16 protein-coding genes are annotated in these 18,282 nt (G+C 59.0%); 10 read left to right on the top strand and 6 right to left on the bottom strand.

From position 1 onward, the window contains the following. Window positions 1-426: 426 nt before the first annotated feature. On the bottom strand, window positions 427-927 hold the full coding sequence (gene tpx, locus K0F88_RS28515; protein WP_219097445.1) for a thiol peroxidase: 501 nt from the start codon (window positions 925-927) through the stop codon (window positions 427-429). 495 nt (window positions 928-1,422) lie between these two features. Here tpx and K0F88_RS28510 point away from each other — a divergent pair, with 495 nt between their 5' ends. The 7 genes from K0F88_RS28510 to K0F88_RS28480 all read left to right on the top strand — a co-directional run bounded on the left by K0F88_RS28510 (window position 1,423) and on the right by K0F88_RS28480 (window position 9,971). After that, window positions 1,423-1,848, top strand: coding sequence for a YciI family protein (locus K0F88_RS28510; protein WP_094467607.1), 426 nt, complete (start codon window positions 1,423-1,425; stop codon window positions 1,846-1,848). A 322-nt stretch (window positions 1,849-2,170) separates the two neighbouring features. Next, a complete protein-coding gene (locus K0F88_RS28505; RefSeq protein ID WP_094467608.1) occupies window positions 2,171-2,383 on the top strand; it encodes a hypothetical protein in 213 nt (70 codons plus the stop codon). 16 nt (window positions 2,384-2,399) lie between these two features. Continuing rightward, window positions 2,400-3,800: a DUF1254 domain-containing protein gene (locus tag K0F88_RS28500; RefSeq protein WP_219097444.1), complete on the top strand. Its 1,401-nt coding sequence runs from the start codon at window positions 2,400-2,402 to the stop codon at window positions 3,798-3,800. Between the two features lie 130 nt (window positions 3,801-3,930). Beyond that, entirely contained in the window at window positions 3,931-4,959 is a 1,029-nt protein-coding gene (locus K0F88_RS28495) for an HAD family phosphatase (protein ID WP_094467610.1), read from the top strand. Between the two features lie 146 nt (window positions 4,960-5,105). Next, window positions 5,106-6,479, top strand: a complete 1,374-nt coding sequence (locus tag K0F88_RS28490; RefSeq protein ID WP_219097443.1) for a J domain-containing protein — start codon at window positions 5,106-5,108, stop codon at window positions 6,477-6,479. Next, on the top strand, window positions 6,476-7,468 hold the full coding sequence (locus K0F88_RS28485) for a DUF3829 domain-containing protein (protein WP_219097442.1): 993 nt from the start codon (window positions 6,476-6,478) through the stop codon (window positions 7,466-7,468). The genes K0F88_RS28490 and K0F88_RS28485 overlap by 4 nt, the downstream gene beginning before the upstream one ends. 148 nt (window positions 7,469-7,616) lie before the next feature. Continuing rightward, a complete protein-coding gene (locus K0F88_RS28480; protein ID WP_094467613.1) occupies window positions 7,617-9,971 on the top strand; it encodes a tetratricopeptide repeat protein in 2,355 nt (784 codons plus the stop codon). Between the two features lie 114 nt (window positions 9,972-10,085). On the opposite strand, the gene K0F88_RS28475 is transcribed toward K0F88_RS28480, so the two are convergent. The 4 genes from K0F88_RS28475 to K0F88_RS28460 all read right to left on the bottom strand — a co-directional run bounded on the left by K0F88_RS28475 (window position 10,086) and on the right by K0F88_RS28460 (window position 14,152). Further along, the gene (locus K0F88_RS28475) at window positions 10,086-11,054 is read right to left on the bottom strand and encodes a hypothetical protein (protein ID WP_094467614.1); all 969 of its coding nucleotides are present in this window, start codon (window positions 11,052-11,054) and stop codon (window positions 10,086-10,088) included. Window positions 11,055-11,127: 73 nt separating this feature from the next. Then, window positions 11,128-11,937, bottom strand: coding sequence for a DUF6694 family lipoprotein (locus tag K0F88_RS28470; protein WP_219097441.1), 810 nt, complete (start codon window positions 11,935-11,937; stop codon window positions 11,128-11,130). 65 nt (window positions 11,938-12,002) lie between these two features. After that, window positions 12,003-12,482, bottom strand: a complete 480-nt coding sequence (locus K0F88_RS28465; RefSeq protein ID WP_094467615.1) for a DUF934 domain-containing protein — start codon at window positions 12,480-12,482, stop codon at window positions 12,003-12,005. Continuing rightward, the gene (locus K0F88_RS28460) at window positions 12,479-14,152 is read right to left on the bottom strand and encodes a nitrite/sulfite reductase (RefSeq protein ID WP_094467616.1); all 1,674 of its coding nucleotides are present in this window, start codon (window positions 14,150-14,152) and stop codon (window positions 12,479-12,481) included. Before K0F88_RS28460 ends, K0F88_RS28465 begins: the two co-directional genes overlap by 4 nt. Before the next feature lie 274 nt (window positions 14,153-14,426). Here K0F88_RS28460 and ccoN point away from each other — a divergent pair, with 274 nt between their 5' ends. After that, on the top strand, window positions 14,427-15,854 hold the full coding sequence (ccoN, locus tag K0F88_RS28455) for a cytochrome-c oxidase, cbb3-type subunit I (RefSeq protein WP_219097440.1): 1,428 nt from the start codon (window positions 14,427-14,429) through the stop codon (window positions 15,852-15,854). A gap of 8 nt (window positions 15,855-15,862) precedes the next feature. After that, window positions 15,863-16,084, top strand: coding sequence for a CcoQ/FixQ family Cbb3-type cytochrome c oxidase assembly chaperone (locus K0F88_RS28450; RefSeq protein ID WP_094467617.1), 222 nt, complete (start codon window positions 15,863-15,865; stop codon window positions 16,082-16,084). A 68-nt stretch (window positions 16,085-16,152) separates the two neighbouring features. Here K0F88_RS28450 and K0F88_RS28445 read toward each other — a convergent pair whose 3' ends face one another. Next, window positions 16,153-16,647, bottom strand: coding sequence for a hypothetical protein (locus K0F88_RS28445; RefSeq protein ID WP_094467618.1), 495 nt, complete (start codon window positions 16,645-16,647; stop codon window positions 16,153-16,155). A gap of 42 nt (window positions 16,648-16,689) precedes the next feature. Here K0F88_RS28445 and K0F88_RS28440 point away from each other — a divergent pair, with 42 nt between their 5' ends. After that, window positions 16,690-18,255, top strand: a complete 1,566-nt coding sequence (locus tag K0F88_RS28440) for a hypothetical protein (RefSeq protein WP_257605380.1) — start codon at window positions 16,690-16,692, stop codon at window positions 18,253-18,255. Window positions 18,256-18,282: the final 27 nt, after the last annotated feature.

Genomic DNA, 18,282 nt, shown 5'->3' with positions numbered 1-18,282 from the left:
TCTACAGGAGGCTGAACGATAAGCACTGGTGGGTATTAAGCAAAGCGCCTTTACCGGCAATTTACCTTCGGCTTACGTAACAGGAGGTTTATCTAAGACACTGAAGCACAAATGAAAACGGCCTGGACAGAGGGGGCGTTCTCAGCTAATTACCCCGCCGCGCCGGGTCTGCTGTTGTGCAGGGCAAGGCGCGAGAAGCGTGGTTTGGTCATTCCAAATAAGCTTCGAGCAACGCAGCCCTGCACAACAGCAGGCCCGGCCCTTCGGGTTGTGCCTTAAAGCGGGCCAGCATGCGTTGCAGGCCTTGGAAAGGGAACAACCATTCCCAGCGGCCTGCGCCTTGCCTGGCCCGCTTTAAGGCGACAACGCGGCGGGGAAATTAACTGAGAATGCCCCCTCAGGCCGTTAACAATTGTAATGCTTTACTTATTTCAGAACGGCCAGTGCCGCTTCGTAGTCCGGTTCTTCAGCGATTTCCTTGACCAGTTCGCTGTGCAGCACGTTGTCGTTTTCGTCCAGTACCACGACGGCACGGGCAGTCAGGCCTTTGAGCGGGCCGTCAGCGATGGCAACACCGTAGTTCTCGATGAACTCGGCACCGCGCAGGGTCGACAGGTTTTGCACGTTTTCCAGGCCTTCGGCGCCGCAGAAGCGTGCTTGGGCGAACGGGAGGTCAGCGGAGATGCACAGCACCACGGTGTTGGCGATGTCGTTGGCCTGGGCGTTGAACTTACGTACCGAAGTGGCGCAGGTCGGGGTGTCGACGCTTGGGAAGATGTTCAGCACTTTGCGCTTGCCGGCGAAGCTCGCCAGGGTCACGTCCGACAGATTGCCGGCAACCAGGGAAAAGGCTGGCGCCTTGGAACCGGCTTGTGGCAGTTGGCCGTTGACTTGAACCGGGGAGCCTTTAAGAGTGACTTGAGCCATGAACGGAGTCCTTCTGACGTTGTTGTGGAGAATTTTGAAGAGGCCGAAGTTAACCACGAAATGGGCCGACGACCTATGCCCGGATACAAATTGTGAAGTGTCGCCCCCTAAACTGGATACAACTCTTCCAAACGACACAGAAACCTGTAGGAGCGAGCCTGCTCGCGATAGCGGTGTATTAGTCGATATTCATTTTGAATGTCGGTCCGCTATCGTGAGCAGGCGACCTTCTACAGGGTCGGATGCGTGCCCACTGTCTCAGCAACCGCAGCACATTTTGGTGCCGCGTCTCGAAAATCCGGCGCATATCAACGCACCACCGACAGCCGAACAGTTCGCGCAGCCGATGTATAGCGTACCGCCCTCTCCCGCCTCCACCCGGTGTTCAAGATGAAAGGCAGACACCGCCTCTACATTTCACACATTGCCTGTCGATTCGGCTCACGCCCATTCGACTAGACAGTGAATCACCCACCCTCCAGCGGAGATAAAACCATGCGATTCATGATCATTGTAAAAGCCAGCCCGGACTCCGAGGCCGGTGTGCTGCCCACCGAGGAACTGATGACCGCGATGGGCAACTACAACGAGGAACTGACCAAGGCCGGCATCCTTATCGACTGCGACGGCCTGCAACCGAGCAGCAAAGGCGCCCGGGTGCGTTTCTCCGGCGAAAAGCGCACGATCATCGACGGCCCGTTCGCCGAAACCAAGGAGCTGATTGCCGGTTACTGGATTTGGGAGGTCAAGTCAAAAGAGGAAGCGATCGAATGGGTCAAACGCTGCCCCAACCCGATGCCGGGCACCGAAGCGGAGATCGAGATCCGCCCTATATACGGGGCGGAAGATTTCGGCGAGGAATTCACTCCGCAACTGCGTGAGCAGGAAGAACGGATACGCGAACAGATGAAAAAACGCTGAACATTGCAGGGGGTCAAGCGTCCAGCGCCACCTCATCAACACCTTTCTCGGGCAAGTCGATCACCACACCGCGTTCTCTTGCAGGTGCCAGGCTTGCCCGCGATGGCTTTTCTGCCACATCACCCAAGCCTCAGGTTTGCATTCAATTTCAATGCACAAAAAATACCGAAAACCTGAACAAACATCCAAAGCCCCCGTCCGGCTGGCGAATCCGACGTTAGCTGCTAACTTCAACAAACATGTCATACAGGCTTGATAGGAAAGAGATTACGCAGCAGTGGCAACCGCGACACAACTGCCTTTCGGCAAATAGGAGTCTCGTATGTACTGTGCAATTCGCTTGGCCGGCTACAGCCTGATGACCATGTTCGTCAGTTGTGGCGTCGGTGCCCAGGACCTCGATACCCAAATCCGCAAGGCTGCGCTGGAAAACAGTCTGCCGGCCCAAGAAGCGATCCTTTGTTTCTACACGGGTTCTATGGCGATCGCCCCCCCATCCCGTCCGGTACTCGACGCCGTCACAGCGGTGAAATGACGCCCAAGGGTTCACTATGACTAACCGCCTGTTGCTCACCGCGCTCTCGCTCGCCCTGAGCACCAGCACCTGGGCCGACTTCACTGCTACTCCCGAAGAAGCCCGGGGCATCGCCAAGGAGGCCTACCTGTATGGCTTCCCGGTGGTGGAGATGTACAAAACCCTCTACACCCAGGCCGTGGACAAAAAGAGCGCGAACTTCAAGGCGCCGTTCAACCGGATCGGCAACACCGCGAAGGCGTTCACCGCCAAGGACACCGCGTTCGTCACACCCAACGCAGACACGCCCTACTCCTTTGTGTGGATGGACCTGCGCGCCGAACCCGTTGTGCTGACCTTGCCACCCATCGACGAGCATCGTTATTACTCCGTGCAATTGATCGACGCCTACACGCAAAACTTCGCGTACCTGGGCACCCGCAGTACGGGCAACAACGGCGGGCATTTCATGGTCGCAGGCCCCAACTGGCAGGGTCAGCAACCGGTAAAAATGGATCGCCTGTTGCGCAGTGAAACCCACATCGCCTATGCCCTGTATCGCACGCAGCTGTTCGATGAAAAGGACCTGGCCCAGGTCAAGAAGATTCAGAAAGGCTACAAGGTCGAAACGCTGAGCCACTACGTCAAGCAGAAGGCCCCATCCGCCGCGCCGAAGATTGCCTGGCCCAAACCCACCCCGACCATGAGCGATACCCCTGATCTGTTCCGCTACCTTAACTTCATGCTGGCCTTCGCCCCGGCGCAGGACGCGGAAAAGGACTTGCTCGCGCGCTTCAAGACCATCGGCATCGAGGCCGGCGAGCCTTTCAACCTGCACGACTTCACCGCAGAACAACGCCAGGCCCTGGAAGACGGTATCAGTGATGCCAAGGCGGAATTCGCCCGGTTCAAGAAAGACAAAGTCGATACTCACGAGGTCACCAGCGGCGATTTCTACGGCACTCGCGATCACCTCAAGGGCAATTACCTGTACCGCTACGCTGGCGCCAACCTGGGGATTTTCGGCAACTCGGCCGAAGAGGCCAATTACATCGGCTATTTCATCGACAAGGACGGCAAGCCGCTCGACGCCTCGAAACACGATTACACCCTGCATTTCGACAAAGGCGCCCTGCCCCCGGCCGATGCGTTCTGGTCGCTGACGATGTACGACAGCAAGAACAAGTTACTGGTGGCCAACCCGTTGAATCGCTACCTGATCAATTCGCGGATGCTGCCCGATCTCAAGCTCGACATCGACGGTGGCTTGACCCTTTATCTGCAAAACAGTGCACCGGCCAAGGACCTGCAAAGCAACTGGCTGCCCGCGCCGGAAGGTCCGTTCTATGGGGTCTTGCGCCTTTACCTGCCACAACCCGAAGTTGCCAGCGGCCAGTGGAAAATGCCGCTGCTAAACCCCGTGCCGGCTAAACCATGAATTCCCACCCCATAGACCGCAGGAGCCCCCCCCGATCGACACGCCTGGCGGATAGTCAGGCCAACCGCAACCCGTCTCCTTTTGCTCACGCCTTAGGCCCACTTAGCCCTGTTTACGAGAAGGACTTCCCATGACGAACCCAATATCGATCCGTCAACGCCACGGGCTGAAGCTATTGTTTGCGTTGGCCTTGAGCATACCGCTGCTGGCCTTCGCGGCCGAACCCTTGCCCTCGTGGAACGACGGTCCATCGAAGAAAAACATCATCGAGTTCGTCCAGGCAGTCACCGACCAATCCAGCAAGGACTTCGTCAAACCCGAGGACCGCATCGCCGTCTTCGACAATGACGGCACGTTGTGGAGCGAACAACCAATGTATTTCGAGTTGCTGTTTGCCCTCGAAGAGGTCAAGCGCACCGCACCGCAACACCCGGAATGGAAAACCACCCAGCCCTTCAAAGCGGTGCTGGAAAACGATCACCAGGCCCTGGCTGCCACCGGTATGGACGGCATCCTGAAGATCTTCGGCGCCACCCACACTGGCATGACTACCGACGCCTTCGATGACTACGCCAAGACCTGGCTGAGCCAAGCCAAACATCCGAAAACCGGCAAGCCGTACACCGAGATGATCTTCCAGCCGATGCTGGAAATGCTCGATTACCTGCGCAGCCAGGACTTCAAGACCTACATCGTCTCCGGGGGCGACACCGCGTTCATGCGCGCCTTTGCCGAGAAGGTCTACGGCATTCCACCCGAGCAAGTGATCGGCACCACCTTTGTCACCGCGTTCCAGTTCAAGGACGGCAAAGCCTCGATCGTGCGCACCCCGAAACTGGCCCACAACGACGACGGCCCGGGCAAACCGGAAAGCATCGACGCGGTGATCGGGCGCCGGCCGATCCTCGCGTTCGGCAACTCCGATGGCGACCTGCAAATGCTGCAGTGGACCGCCGCCGGGCCGGGCAAACGCTTCATGGGGTTGGTGCACCACACCGACGCCAAGCGCGAATGGGCCTATGACCGTCAATCGCAGATCGGGCGTCTGGACAAGGCCCTGGACGAAGCCAAAACCCGTGGCTGGACGATTGTGGATATGGCATCCGAATGGCGCCAAATCTATCCGTTCGATGCGCCCGCTCCCGAGCAAGTGCAATAAAAAAAGCGTTACGCCGGACTGCAGTAAACGTTTGTCGGTGCCTGAAGGTAATCCCCGAGGACTTTTCGACGCGAAACAGGTAGGGTGCGCAAAATCAAATTGCCACTAGTGGACGCGTCGCGGGTTTTCATGGAGTTGCACACGCAATGAGTTGCTGGACCATCCTTGGCCTCCCGGCCGATGCCGATACACGCAGTATCAAACGCCAATACGCCATCCTGCTCAAACAGACGCGCCCGGATGAAGACCCCGAGGGCTTTCAGCGCCTGCGTGAGGCGTATGAGCACGCGCTGAGCATCAAGGAATGGGAGCAATTGCGCGAGGATGACGCGGGGGACGATGCCCCGTGGGACCTGAGCGGGCTGTCGGTGGTGGAAGTCGACACGCTGCAACGGGTCACCCGTTCGCTGGACGGTGTCAGCCGTGTCGAGCTCGAACAACGGTATGCCGCCGCCCTCGAGCATGGCGCGGCCGATGTCATGGAAGATGCGGTACTGAGGCATTGCGTCGACCACTTCGAGACGTCCGAAACACTGCTCGAATGGGCGATGCAAACCTTTCACTGGTTCGGTCTCTGGCAGCGCCTGGAACTGGACGAAGAGCTGATCGTAGAGCTGGCGCAGCAGCGCAAGCGCTTGGCCGAGCGTCGTGAGGCACCGATATTCCTGGCCGGGCAACGGCGTCTCGCCGCAGAACCCGCTGCCACCCCGGAGCATCGCGCCGCCCACTTGCTGCTGGCGCCGGGCCCATTCAGTCAGCGCCGCGCCCTGGCCCGACGCTTGCGCGAAGACGATTGGGTGCACTGTCGCAAGCTCAGCTCTGCGTTGTACGCCAACCACCCGGACATCTGCGCAGACCTGCCCGGCGGCACGCCGTTCTTCTGGCGTGACTGGGAACATGCGTATGACAGTTGGCCGATGTACCTGGGTATTGTCCTGGCCTGTCTGGTCGGTACTTTTGTTCAATACGCGCCCGACGGCGCCCGGCTGGGAGCCTTGATCAGTGTCGCGGTGTTCTGGTCGGTGATTTACGCCGTGGGCGGTTGGGTACTCAACTGGCTAATGCATCAACTCGCCCATCGGTTCTGGCTGTTGGACGATCGAATCAGCGCCCGCCTGTTGCCCGGGTTCAATCCGCCGCCACTTGGCATACTGCGCGACTTGATGCCTTGCGCGGCCATGGCGGCCGGGCTCGGCTATGTCTACGGTCCGCTTGCCAGCGCCGTGTATGTCAGCACGTTGCTGGGTGTCGGCCTGGTACGCAGGCGCCAGATCAAGACCCGCGTCTCCTGGGAACAATCCAGCCCGCTATTCAAGTATGGCCTGATGGGCGTCGGCATTCTGGTGCTGGTCGCCCTGCTCGGCGTGTTCAAAGTCATTTCCAGCCAAGGCACGGTCAACCGCAATCAGGGGCTGCAACAATTGACCGAGCGCTTGTGCAGCCGCATGCCGGCCAGCGCGGCCGAATGCTCTGCACCGGCCACCCATGAGCAGTGGTACGGCAAGGAGGCCGGGCGATGAATCGGGAATGGATGTTTCCCGTGGGGATCTTCTGGGGGTTGATTGCCCTGGGAATGTTCGGGGCCGGAAAGCCCCTGACAACGTTCGACCTGTGGCTGGACACACACGATGCACCCGTCACCGCGCAGGCCAATGCATTGAGCCCGGTAATCAATTGTCTGAATCGGGTCGATGTGCCTTGGCGCGTTGCTTATGAGCGCTACACCTCACCGGAACAACCCGTGGAACCGGTGCGGGACTGGATGGCCAACAAACATGATTTCGACGATGGCGGCTTCAGTGATGCGCCCGTCGCCCAACGGGATGTCTGTTCGCAGAAAATCAGCGAGAGACTCACTATTCTTGAGTATGACAAGCCGTTAGCGATGATGGCCGACCGTTACGTGCAGGCTCTGGAAGGGGTGACGCCCCTGACGCTGAGAATTGGCTTTTACCAGCAATCCACCTATTCAGCGCCCTCCTACGTGTTGCCGCCTGATTTTGCCGGGCAATTCCAGCCCAGGGCGGACACATACCTCGCGACCTCGACGGCCTTGAGACAACGCGTCGAAGCGCTGGACTATGAACAGCGGCAGGCTCAGCTGAAACTGATCGAAGCGCGTTTGGGCAAGGACATTCATTGGCATCTGCTGGCTTACATGATTCAGGCCAGGGATACGTTGAACCTGGTCAGTGAAGGGGTAAAAAACCGGACTCTGACGCCGCAGGCGCTGGCGAAAACCACTGGGGAACTGCAACGGGCGTGGGACAGCGGACAGCCATTCGTTCGCACGCAATTACCCGAACCGGAACGCAACAAAGTGCCGCGCTATCTGTGGTTCGACATTGCCGGGCCGACGCAGAAATACCTCAATGCGTTGAACACGTTGCACAGGGATTGGCAGAACAAGGCTGAGCCGCAGCGCTTGAGTGATGACTTTTACGCCGTTACGCGAGGGTATGACTCGCTGATCAGCCGCTACAACCGGTTGGCTCGTGCTGAGTATTGAGTGATGCGGCGCCTGCCCGGCCGTGCAATCGGGATCACTTCATAAGGTTTCCCACCGCACCATTTGACAGACGCAGAGCATCCGGCAAAGCTGCACCTAGCTTGAATGCGCGCCTGACGGCAAACGCAACTGGACTACGGAAGTCGCCATGCCGAACTCTAAAAATAAAGCAGCACAGGCAAGCCCTGATTCGCCACCGACCCTGATTAACCGCTACCTGTTTCCCGTCACCATCGGCGTATTGCTGGTGGCCGTGGCGGCGATCGGCTGGTTTCTGCTGAGCAGCACGCCAGCGCCGATCAAAACCGTGCCCGTCAGTACGCCAGCCGTTCAGCCGGCCAAACCGCAAACCGTCGTCGTGACACCGACGAAGATGGTTGATGAGCAACAGTGCCAGGGCTGTCACAGCGAGCAGATGAAGGATTGGCAAGGCTCCCATCACCAATTGGCGATGCAGGAAGCCAATGCCGAGACGATGCTGGGCGACTTCAATAACGTCACGTTCAAGGCGCAAAACGAAACCACCTGGTTTTCGCGCAAGGACGACGGTTTCTGGGTCAACACGCCCGGCATTGATGGCAAGAACGCCGACTTCAAAGTGGCCTACACCTTCGGCATCGCGCCGTTGCAGCAATACCTGATCGAGGTGGGTGAAGGTCGCTTGCAAGCGCTGGGCGTGGCCTGGGATACCGAGAAAAACCGCTGGTTCCACCTCTATCCGGGCCAGGGCGTGAATTTCAAGAACCCGCTGCACTGGAGCAAGCCGAGCCAGAACGCCAATTTCATGTGCGTCGAGTGTCACACCACCGGCTACAAGCGCAATTTCGACGCGGCCAAAAACACCTTCGACAGTCAGTGGAACAGCCTCGGAGTCGGCTGTCAGGCGTGCCACGGGCCTGCGTCTAACCACCTGGAATGGACAGCAAAAAAAGGCGATCTGATCCACGCCGGCTTTGCGGTCGACCTCAAGGACAAGGACGCCACGGTCGAAATCGAAACCTGTGCCCGCTGCCATTCGCGCCGCGCACCACTGGACGACGGCTACACCGTTGGCAAGCGCTTGATGGACGACTACCTGCCGAGCACCCTGACCCGCGAGTTGTATGCGCTGGACGGCAAGATCAAGGATGAAGTGTTCGAGCACGGCTCCTTTGCCCAAAGCAAAATGTTCGACAAGGGCGTGCGTTGCAGCAACTGCCACAACCCTCACAGCACCGAACTCAAGGCACCGGGCAACGGCGTGTGCCTGCAATGCCACACCACCGCCGGCAAGACTTCAGTGACGGGCGTCGACGGCAAGGGTTTGCAAGCCAAAAACTACGATTCCATCGAGCACACCCGCCACACCCCGGGCCAGCCTGGCTCCCAATGCGTGGATTGCCACATGCCCGGCAAGTTCTACATGGGCAACGACTTCCGGCATGACCACAGCTTCAGCATTCCCAACCCGGAGCGGGCGAAAAAACTCGGCACGCCGGACGCCTGCCTGACCTGTCACCAGGGCAAGGCCGGCGACAAGGTCACCGAGCAATTCAAGCTCTGGAACACCACCACCACGGCGCAGGCGCCACGTTACGACGAAAGCCTGTGGCTGATTCGCAACGGTCAACCCGGCGCCGCGCAAGCCTTGTACGAGCAGTTGCAGCGCAGCAACCTGCCGGCGATTCAGCGTGCGACCTTGATCGCAGAATTACCGCTGTACCCGAGCGAACAGGCGTTGAAACTCGCGACCAAGGACTTGAGCAACCCGGCACCGCAGGTGCGTGAAAGCGCAGTACGGGCCATCAGCGCGTTCCTGCCGCCACCGGAGCGTGCGCCGCTGCTGACGCCTTTGCTGGGCGATCCGGTCAAGGCGGTGCGGATCGTCGCGGCCCGGGACCTGCTGAGCGTCGCGCGCAACGGATTGGGCAGCGCCCAGGCCAACTGGAACGCGGCCATTGCCGAATACGAAGCGGTGCAAAAAAGCCTGGCCGAACGCGCCGAGGCCAACCTGAACCTGGCGATGCTCTACCAGGCCAGCGGGCGCAACGACGAAGTCGAATCGCTGCTGCGCACCGCCCTCAAGCGTGATCCGGATTTCTACCCGGCGCTGGTGACGCTGGTGCAATGGCTGGAAGCCAATGGACGCGGCCAGGAAGCGCAGACGCTGTTGGCACAAAGCCTCAAAGAACACCCGGACGCCGCCCTGCTGCAACACACCCAGGGCTTGGCGCTGGTGCGTGCGGGCCAATCAGCCCAAGCCATGCCCGCCTTGCGCAAAGCCGCGCAACTGGAACCGCAGAACGCCCAATACGGCTACGTGCTGGCCGTGGCGTTGCACGACAGCGGTAAGGTCGATGAGGCCTGTGCAGAGCTGGAGCGGTTGTTGAAAGTGCAGCCGGCCAACCGCAATGCGCGGTTATCGCTGATCCAGTATTACCTGGATAACGGGCAGGAACCGAAGGCGCAGGTGCTGTTGCAAGGCTGGAAGGCCATGAACATGGCTGATCCGGCGTTGAAATGATTGGGGTCTGATCCAACGGCCCCTTCTCGGGCAAGCCACGCTCCCACAGGATTGCGCAAAACCTGTGGGAGCTTGGCTTGCCCGCGATGGCGTCAACTCGGTTTCAGATCAGACTTACCACGAAGAACCACTCTTCAACGCCAACTCCCGCCGGCTGTTCGCCCGCATCGCCTTGATCAGCGACACCGTGCCCACCAGGATAATCACCCCGGCGAACAGGAAGTCGATGGTGTACAGCTGGAAGTCTTTCATCGGCCCCACCAGCAACACCCGTATAGCGCCGATACTCACCAGCGTGGCGAGAAAATCGATCCCCGGTTCATCGCGATAGAACACATGCAGCAGCGGCAGGCACATCACCAGCAACAAGAGCAGCACGATTACCTTGAACGAGCCTTTGCGCTCGACGCTGAACGCGCACTCGTGGGCGCCATAAGCCTTGTAGTCTTCATCGCGGACCATCGAGTTGCGTTCGTTGATGTAGTCGACGCGGTTGTACTTCTGGATCGGGGTGAAGGTGTTCGACATCTCCATCAGCGTGGTGATGTTTTTGAACCTCAGGTCGATGCGCTCGTTGCCCTTGAGGTAATACAGCACCGGTTTGTAGCCATAACGGTAGGTATCGAAGGGAAAATCCGTGGCCCGGCCCTGCACCCCGATGGGCCTTGGCTCGAGTTCTGCGTAGGCGCTTTTGTTGGCCGACGCGAGGTTGCGGCTCAGCGGCTGGACCTTGACCTGCTCAAGGAAAATCGGCGTGACGCCGAACGACCACTGCAAGGGTTCCAGACGAAGGCGCAGTTCGTTGCGGCCCAGGTCGTAGCGGTTGAAGGTGCGCTCGGACACCACCACGGCACCACTGAGCATGAACTCGCCGCGCACCGAGTTGGTGATGCGCAGCGTCAGTTGATCCTTGCCCAGCAGCGCGGCGTCGCTGGCCGGTGGCGTGCCGCACCAGGCCGTACTGTCGAAGGCTCCACCCAACTGGCCGTCACGGTTTTCCTTGAACACATAAAAATAACTGGCCCACAGCGCCAACATCAGTAACAGCGCAATCAGCCCCAAAACCTTCTTGCCCACACCCACAACTCGACTCCTTTCCCGACTTCTTCCATGCAGCCGAAAGCCCGCTGGCGCGGGTCCTCGGTTATGTCGTTGATTAGTTAGCGGCGTATTTGTCTTGCAGCGCCTGCAGGCGCTCGATCTGCTGCGGAGTCAGGCCGCTGGCATCAAACAACAGCGTGCCGTCGGCACCCACCAGTTTGATGATTTCCAGGCTGAACAGCGCTTCTGCGGGCGCATCAAGCTTGCCCCAGTCGCTGAACTGGTTCGGCGTGATTTCCCAGGTCGGCGACTCGCCCGGCTCTATACCGCCGGGAATCGGCAATTCGACTGTGCCGACAAACCATGGCGTGGCACGGCCCGGGCTGGCCACGGTGCCTTTAAAACCAACACGAGCCACAGAGTACGTCGTGCCATTCTTGACCTTTGCTACCACCACCGGTTGACCGTGCGGCGCCGCAACATTCTTGTTCTTCTCGGTGAAATAAAATTCCGACTTGAGAATCTGGAACTTGGCCATCTCGACCTTGGCTTTTTCCGCCATCTGCTGGATATCCTGCAGCTGCTTGATCTCGGCCAGGGCTTGTTGTTTTTCTTTGAGGGCACGCTCGGTGCGCAGGTTGGCGGCGATGACGGCGACGTCTTCGGCGGTTTTACCGTTGAGCGTCGTGCGCACGTTGTTTTTGGCTTGCTCAGCCGTGATCTGGCCAGTCAGAGCCTCGCCGATATTGCTGAAGGTGATGAGTTTCAAGTCTTCAAGGAGTTGGGCTTTCTTGTCTTGCGGCAAGTCTGCCGTGACCTTGTCCAGCGATGCCGTGAGGCTCTCGTCACTGGTGCCGTCCAGTTTCGGACCACCGCAACCCGCTAACATCAACGTCACCAACCCGACCGCGAAAATCCTGCGCATACCCGACTCCTTTTTGAGAATGCGCGGACTTTATCAAAATGCCATCATCGACCCAAGCGAAACTCTCAACGCCTCCTGAATAACGGCCGCGGTTCAATCACTGAACGCCCATAGAGAACGCTCATCCCGGCCAGTCCCTTCAGCGCATCCTCGGCGGATTTGTCTTCGCGCACCGCGAAACTATCGAACCCACATTGGCGCATATGGCTGAGCTGATCGCGCAGCACATCACCAACCGCGCGCAATTCCCCCGTCCAGCCCAACCGAGTACGCAGCAGGTACGCCTGGCTGTAACCGCGACCGTCGCGAAAGCTCGGGAAGTCCAGGGCAATCAGCGGCAATGCGTCAAACCACGGCTTGAGACTTTCCACTTCATCATCCGGCCCCAGCCAGACCGCATGCTGTGCGGGCGCTTGAAGCCAGCGACTCAACGGCAGAATCACCGAACCGTCCGGCAATTCACCCTCTACGTCCCTGACCAGCACCCACGGATCGTCAGTCACAATCCGCGCCCCACCCTCCTCCAGTCGCAGCAAATTGTTCATGCCGAGACCTCCAGCACCTTCGGGTAAACCTGTTCCTTGAACGGCTCAAGACCGATGCGCTGCAAGGTGTCGACAAACAGTTCTTCGCTCTCGCGGTAGTCGACGAACGTGGCGATGATCCGCTCGATCACCCCAGGCACTTCGGCAGCGCTGAAGGAAGGGCCGATGACCTTGCCCAAGGCGCTGTTCTTGCCCTGGCTGCCGCCGAGGGTGATCTGGTACCACTCGCTGCCGTTTTTATCGACGCCCAGAATGCCGATGTTGCCGATGTGGTGGTGACCGCAGGCGTTCATGCAGCCGGAGATGTTCAGGCTGATGTCGCCCAGGTCGTGGAGGTAATCCAGGTCCTCGAAACGTGCCTGGATCGCCTGGGCAATCGGGATGGATTTGGCGTTGGCCAACGCGCAGAAATCGCCGCCGGGGCACGCGATGATGTCCGTCAACAAACCGATGTTGGCGCAGCCCAGGCCCTGCTCGCAGGCCAGGCACCACAGGGTGTAGAGATCAGCCTTGGGCACGTCCGGCAGCACGATGTTCTGTTCGTGGGCGATGCGAATCTCACCGAAACCGAACTGTTCGGACCACTCGGCCACGGCCAACATTTGCTCGGTCGTCACGTCCCCCGGTGGTGAGTCGAAGCCCGGTTTGGTCGACAGCACCACGCTGGTGTAACCCGCGACCTTGTGGGGCTGAACGTTACGCATGACCCAGCGTGCGAAAGCCGGGCTCTCGGCCAGGCGCGTGCCGAAATTCAGGTCCGTGTCGGACAGTGAACGGTAATCGGGAGCCACGAAGGCACTGGCGACCCGCTCATATTCGACGTCGGTCAATTGCGCCGGACCGTCCTTGAGGTACTGCCATTCTTCCTCCACTTCCCTGGCGAAGGCTTCGATGCCCAAGGCCTTGACCAGAATCTTGATCCGCGCCTTGTACTTGTTGTCGCGTCGGCCGTGGCGGTTGTAGACCCGTAGCACCGCCTCGACGTAGGACAGCAAATGCTGCCAGGGCAATCCTTCGCGGATCTGCAACCCAAGGATCGGCGTGCGCCCCAACCCGCCACCGACAATGACCCGCAGCAGCATCTGCCCACTGTCATCGCGATAAAGATAAAGGCCGATGTCATGCATCATGATCGCGGCGCGGTCCTGCTCCGCCGAGCAGATGGCGATCTTGAACTTGCGCGGCAGGTACAGGAACTCCGGGTTGATGGTCGACCACTGGCGCAGGATCTCGGCCAGCGGTCTTGGGTCCATCAGCTCGTCTGCCGCGACCCCGGCAAAGGCTTCAGTGGTGATGTTGCGCACGCAGTTGCCGGAGGTCTGGATCGCGTGCATTTCGACCTGGGCAAGCCGTTCGAGAATGTCCGGCACCTGCGCCAGTTCGATCCAGTTGAACTGCATGTTCTGCCGGGTGGTGAAGTGGCCATACCCGCGATCGTAGTCCCGGGCGATGCTCGCCAGCGTGCGCATTTGCGTGGCGCTCAGGGTGCCGTAAGGAATCGCCACGCGCAGCATGTAGGCGTGCTTTTGCATGTACAGGCCGTTCTGCAGACGCAACGGCAGGAACTCTTCCTCGCTCAACTCGCCCGTCATGAAACGCTCGACCTGATCGCGAAACTGCGCAACCCGCTCGAAGACCAGGGCCCGGTCATAGTCGTCGTACTGATACATGTGGCTACCTCATCAGGGTGGATCGCACGCTCTGCTACAGGGGTGGCGGTGCTTGTGGCAGTGACTATGAACCTGCGGCGCAGCGGGTTACAGATTCACCTGAATGCTAAAAAACCGTATCAGCGTGCGTCAGATCACCGCAGGCTGGCCTCGTATCTGATCCGCATAAACTCGGTTTTTCTGAGTCTGTTTTGTTTCCGGCAGGGTTTCTACAGTGGACGACATGCCAGTCCGGGTGGCCTGGCAAGACTTTGCAACCGTGGAAGCATTGACCATGAGCACAGCAGCAATCGGACAGGCCTACAACTACAAGGTCGTCCGCCAATTCGTCGTGGCAACCATCGTATGGGGCGTCGTAGGGATGGCGATGGGGGTGTGGATCGCCTCGCAACTGGTGTGGCCCGAGATGAACCTCGACCTGCCGTGGACCACCTTCGGCCGCTTGCGCCCGCTGCACACCAGCCTGGTGATTTTCGGCTTTGCCGGCAGCGCGCAATTCGCCGCCAGTTACTACGCGGTACAGCGCACGTGTCAGGTGCGGCTGTACTCCGACAAACTGGCGGCGTTCACCTTCTGGGGCTGGCAATCGGTGATCGTGGTGATGCTGATCACCTTGCCGCTGGGCTACACCACCACTAAGGAATACGCCGAAATCGAATTCTCCGGCGCGGTGTGGATGACGGTGGTCTGGGTCGCTTACGCCATCGTGTTCTTCACCACCGTGGTGCAACGCAAGACCAAACACATCTACGTCGGCAACTGGTTCTTCGGCGCGTTCATCGTCGTGATCGCGATGCTGCACGTGGTCAATCACCTGTCGATTCCGGTGGATTGGTTCAAGTCCTATCCGGTCTATTCCGGGGCCACCGACGCCATGGTGCAGTGGTGGTACGGGCACAACGCCGTGGGCTTTTTCTTGACCACCGGGTTCCTCGGGATGATGTATTACTTCGTACCGAAACAGGTCGGGCGGCCGGTGTACTCGTACCGGTTGTCGATTGTGCATTTCTGGGCGCTGATCACCCTGTACATCTGGGCCGGCCCGCACCATTTGCACTACACCGCGTTGCCGGACTGGGCGCAATCACTCGGTATGGCGATGTCGCTGATTTTGCTGGCGCCGAGTTGGGGCGGGATGATCAACGGCATGATGACGCTCTCGGGCGCCTGGCATAAGTTGCGCACCGACCCGATCCTGCGCTTTTTAGTGCTGTCGCTGGCGTTCTACGGGATGTCGACGTTCGAAGGGCCGATGATGGCCATCAAAACGGTCAACGCCCTCTCCCACTACACCGACTGGACCATCGGCCACGTCCACGCCGGTGCCCTCGGTTGGGTGGCGATGATCACGTTTGGCGCCATCTACCACATGGTCCCGAAAGTCTTCGGTCGTGAGCAGATGTTCAGCACGCCGCTGATCAACCTGCACTTCTGGCTCGCGACCATCGGCACGGTGTTGTACATCGCCTCGATGTGGGTCAACGGCATCACCCAAGGGTTGATGTGGCGTGCGATCAACGACGACGGCACCCTGACCTACTCGTTCGTCGAGGCCTTGCAGGCCAGCCATCCGGGATTCGTGGTGCGCTTCGCCGGCGGGGTTTTCTTCCTTAGCGGGATGCTGCTGATGGCCTACAACACGTGGCGCACAGTGCGGGTTTCGGACGTGGCGATGGCCGAACGTGAAGCGCAGATTGCGTGAGGTGTGAGATGACCGAGATAGTGTTGAATCTGTTTGGGGTCGTGGGGTTTTGGCTGGCGATCGAGTATTGCCTGAAACACCAGACGGCCGAGAGCCTGGAGGACGCGAGCCTGATTCCGTTTGCCGATGACCCTGAGGTGGCGCGGCGGGTGGAATTGGCGACGGGGAAGACTGTGAAGGCGGTGGCGCCGGAAGACGCTAAACCCGGATGGGGCAACCTGGAAATCTGACACACCACTAATCCAAATGTGGGAGCGAGCCTGCTCGCTCCCACAGGGATATGTGTAAGGTCAGAGAATCAACCGCGTTCGCGGGGAATAAGGCTCTGCAACTGCTGCGCCAGGAAGTTCGCATCGAAGGCAAACGTATCCGGGTCCTTCAACCCATTGGTCTTGCGCCATTGCCAGTTGGTCGACGGCGGCAGGCACACCAGCGAAATGCTGCCATACCGCGCAGCCGTCAACCCCATCACCGCCAACGAAATCTGACCACCGGCGCCCATCACATCCGGCACGAACTCCACCGGTTTGCCGGCAATGACAATGCTCAATTTCTCGGTCTTGAACGTCGACGTCTCGACCGGAACGCTCGGCCCTGAAGCGACATACACCTCGCGACTCACCTCCAGCAGATTCGGCACCTGGACCGGCTCCAGCCATTGCTGGATCTGGTCGAACAATTCACCGATACGCGTCGCCCACACGGCCGATTGCGACTCAAACACTTGCTTCTTGTGCGCTTCGCTTTCTGCGTAGTGGCGAAGCATCTCGCCCAGTTGCTGTACGTCGTCCATTGCGGTGTTCCTTTGGTTGAAGCGGTGCTGCGGAAGCCGATCATGGCAGATGCCGGCCACCGGTGTACGACAAAGCTGCTGTATGGGCACCCTTTAACGATGAGTGAAAACGACGAGCGGCTGCATTTTCATCGTTTTATTGCCGTTTACCTGTCAGATCTGACAGTAGCTGATACCCGCCTGTTGGTGTTTGATGACTTGGCAGTCGAGATTCAATTTAAAACATACAGCCAAGGACCGCCGTTCATGAGCCACCAGATAACGTCGATAGACAAAGTCGTGATACCGCTGTGGACGACCCCGGTCATTCATCCCGACAATCCCGAGGGGGGTGTCGGGTTAATCCTGGTGACCCCTGCCGGCCTCCAGGTGTTGATCGACCCCTGGTTCAACATGAGTGAATTCGATACTGCTGAGCTGGTGCTCAACGCCCTGCCCACCGGTGTCTCAAAGACGATCCAGTCGGGTGAGGAAAACAAGAGATTCACGCTGAATCTGCCAGGAGGGTTCCTGCAGAACGGGATCAACCGGATTAGTCTTAGGGTCAAACGCGTCAGTCAGGAGCCGGAAACGTCGGCGGACCTGGTCTTCCTGTTCAACACTCCCCGCCCCGGCGGCGAGGTAACAGGGACAGGGGATAATCCCAACCTTGTAATGACGCTTCCAGCGGATGTGATAGCCAAAGGGGTGGACGCCGAACGTGCCGCCCAAGGGGTAGATGTCACACTCGCCTACCCTTACCTGAGAGCGCACGACGAGATTATCCTCGATTGTGACGGCCACACCGTCCGGCACACGGTGACGACAGCGCAAGCCGGTGCAGGCAGAGTCGTTCTGAAGCTTTTTGCCGACGCATTCCAAAATGATAACCCTCGATTTGCAATGCGCTTCCGGGTCGTGGATCAAATCGGAAATTCATCCGGGCCGCAGGCGATCTGGTCGAGTACGACTCACATCGATGTACACGTTAAACGACCGGTTCTGGATCTGAAGCCGCCTAAGGTCCTGGAGGCCTTGGGAAACAACGGGACGGAGCTGACGTTTGATGACATGTACTCGGCCGAGCATGCCAGGGTGCAGGTTTCCTATACCGGCTCGCTCACCGGACACACCGTCAAAGTGTATTGGGTTGGCCGAAACAACACCTATGGCAGTGAAATTCAAACGATTGGGCAACCAGGGCAAACCTTGACATTCCTGATCGACCGACTGGACGTCATCGACTGTATCGGCAGCGGCGCCGAGGTGTATTACACGGTTAAATATCCCGGCATTTCCGAGCCACTCGAGTCCCGCCCCCTTCACCTCACCGTTATAGCCCAGAGATTTCATCTGCCTGAACCCACATTGTCGTCAGATAAACGCACGGCAACCGTCAGCTATGTTGGTATGACCAGCGGATATTCAATACGCATAGCCTGGCACGGGAAAGTCACTCGTTATGGACCTGATGTCCCTATTACCAATACCTCGCAGATGAGACTGGCGATTGATCCCGCCTGGATTGCTGAAAGTGAAGGACTGCCGGTACGTATCAATTACACGATCCTTCGGACCGGTAGTGGTGATCGCTTGATGTTTTCGTGGATCTTGCGCTTGCAAGTTTAGTAACAAACCCAACAACAAATATCGAGA

It is taken from the genome of Pseudomonas sp. UMAB-40 (genome assembly GCF_900095275.1).
In the GTDB taxonomy this organism is placed as follows: Bacteria; Pseudomonadota; Gammaproteobacteria; order Pseudomonadales; family Pseudomonadaceae; genus Aquipseudomonas; species Aquipseudomonas mandelii_B.
Note: the sequence above shows the minus strand (reverse complement) of the source record. Positions and strands in the feature narration are given on the sequence as shown.

Coding starts and splice junctions, on each gene's coding strand:
- tpx (WP_219097445.1), bottom strand. CDS start 927: ATGGCTCAAGTCACTCTTAAAGGCTCCCCGGTTCAAGTCAACGGCCAA.
- K0F88_RS28510 (WP_094467607.1), top strand. CDS start 1,423: ATGCGATTCATGATCATTGTAAAAGCCAGCCCGGACTCCGAGGCCGGT.
- K0F88_RS28505 (WP_094467608.1), top strand. CDS start 2,171: ATGTACTGTGCAATTCGCTTGGCCGGCTACAGCCTGATGACCATGTTC.
- K0F88_RS28500 (WP_219097444.1), top strand. CDS start 2,400: ATGACTAACCGCCTGTTGCTCACCGCGCTCTCGCTCGCCCTGAGCACC.
- K0F88_RS28495 (WP_094467610.1), top strand. CDS start 3,931: ATGACGAACCCAATATCGATCCGTCAACGCCACGGGCTGAAGCTATTG.
- K0F88_RS28490 (WP_219097443.1), top strand. CDS start 5,106: ATGAGTTGCTGGACCATCCTTGGCCTCCCGGCCGATGCCGATACACGC.
- K0F88_RS28485 (WP_219097442.1), top strand. CDS start 6,476: ATGAATCGGGAATGGATGTTTCCCGTGGGGATCTTCTGGGGGTTGATT.
- K0F88_RS28480 (WP_094467613.1), top strand. CDS start 7,617: ATGCCGAACTCTAAAAATAAAGCAGCACAGGCAAGCCCTGATTCGCCA.
- K0F88_RS28470 (WP_219097441.1), bottom strand. CDS start 11,937: ATGCGCAGGATTTTCGCGGTCGGGTTGGTGACGTTGATGTTAGCGGGT.
- K0F88_RS28465 (WP_094467615.1), bottom strand. CDS start 12,482: ATGAACAATTTGCTGCGACTGGAGGAGGGTGGGGCGCGGATTGTGACT.
- K0F88_RS28460 (WP_094467616.1), bottom strand. CDS start 14,152: ATGTATCAGTACGACGACTATGACCGGGCCCTGGTCTTCGAGCGGGTT.
- ccoN (WP_219097440.1), top strand. CDS start 14,427: ATGAGCACAGCAGCAATCGGACAGGCCTACAACTACAAGGTCGTCCGC.
- K0F88_RS28450 (WP_094467617.1), top strand. CDS start 15,863: ATGACCGAGATAGTGTTGAATCTGTTTGGGGTCGTGGGGTTTTGGCTG.
- K0F88_RS28445 (WP_094467618.1), bottom strand. CDS start 16,647: ATGGACGACGTACAGCAACTGGGCGAGATGCTTCGCCACTACGCAGAA.
- K0F88_RS28440 (WP_257605380.1), top strand. CDS start 16,690: ATGGCAGATGCCGGCCACCGGTGTACGACAAAGCTGCTGTATGGGCAC.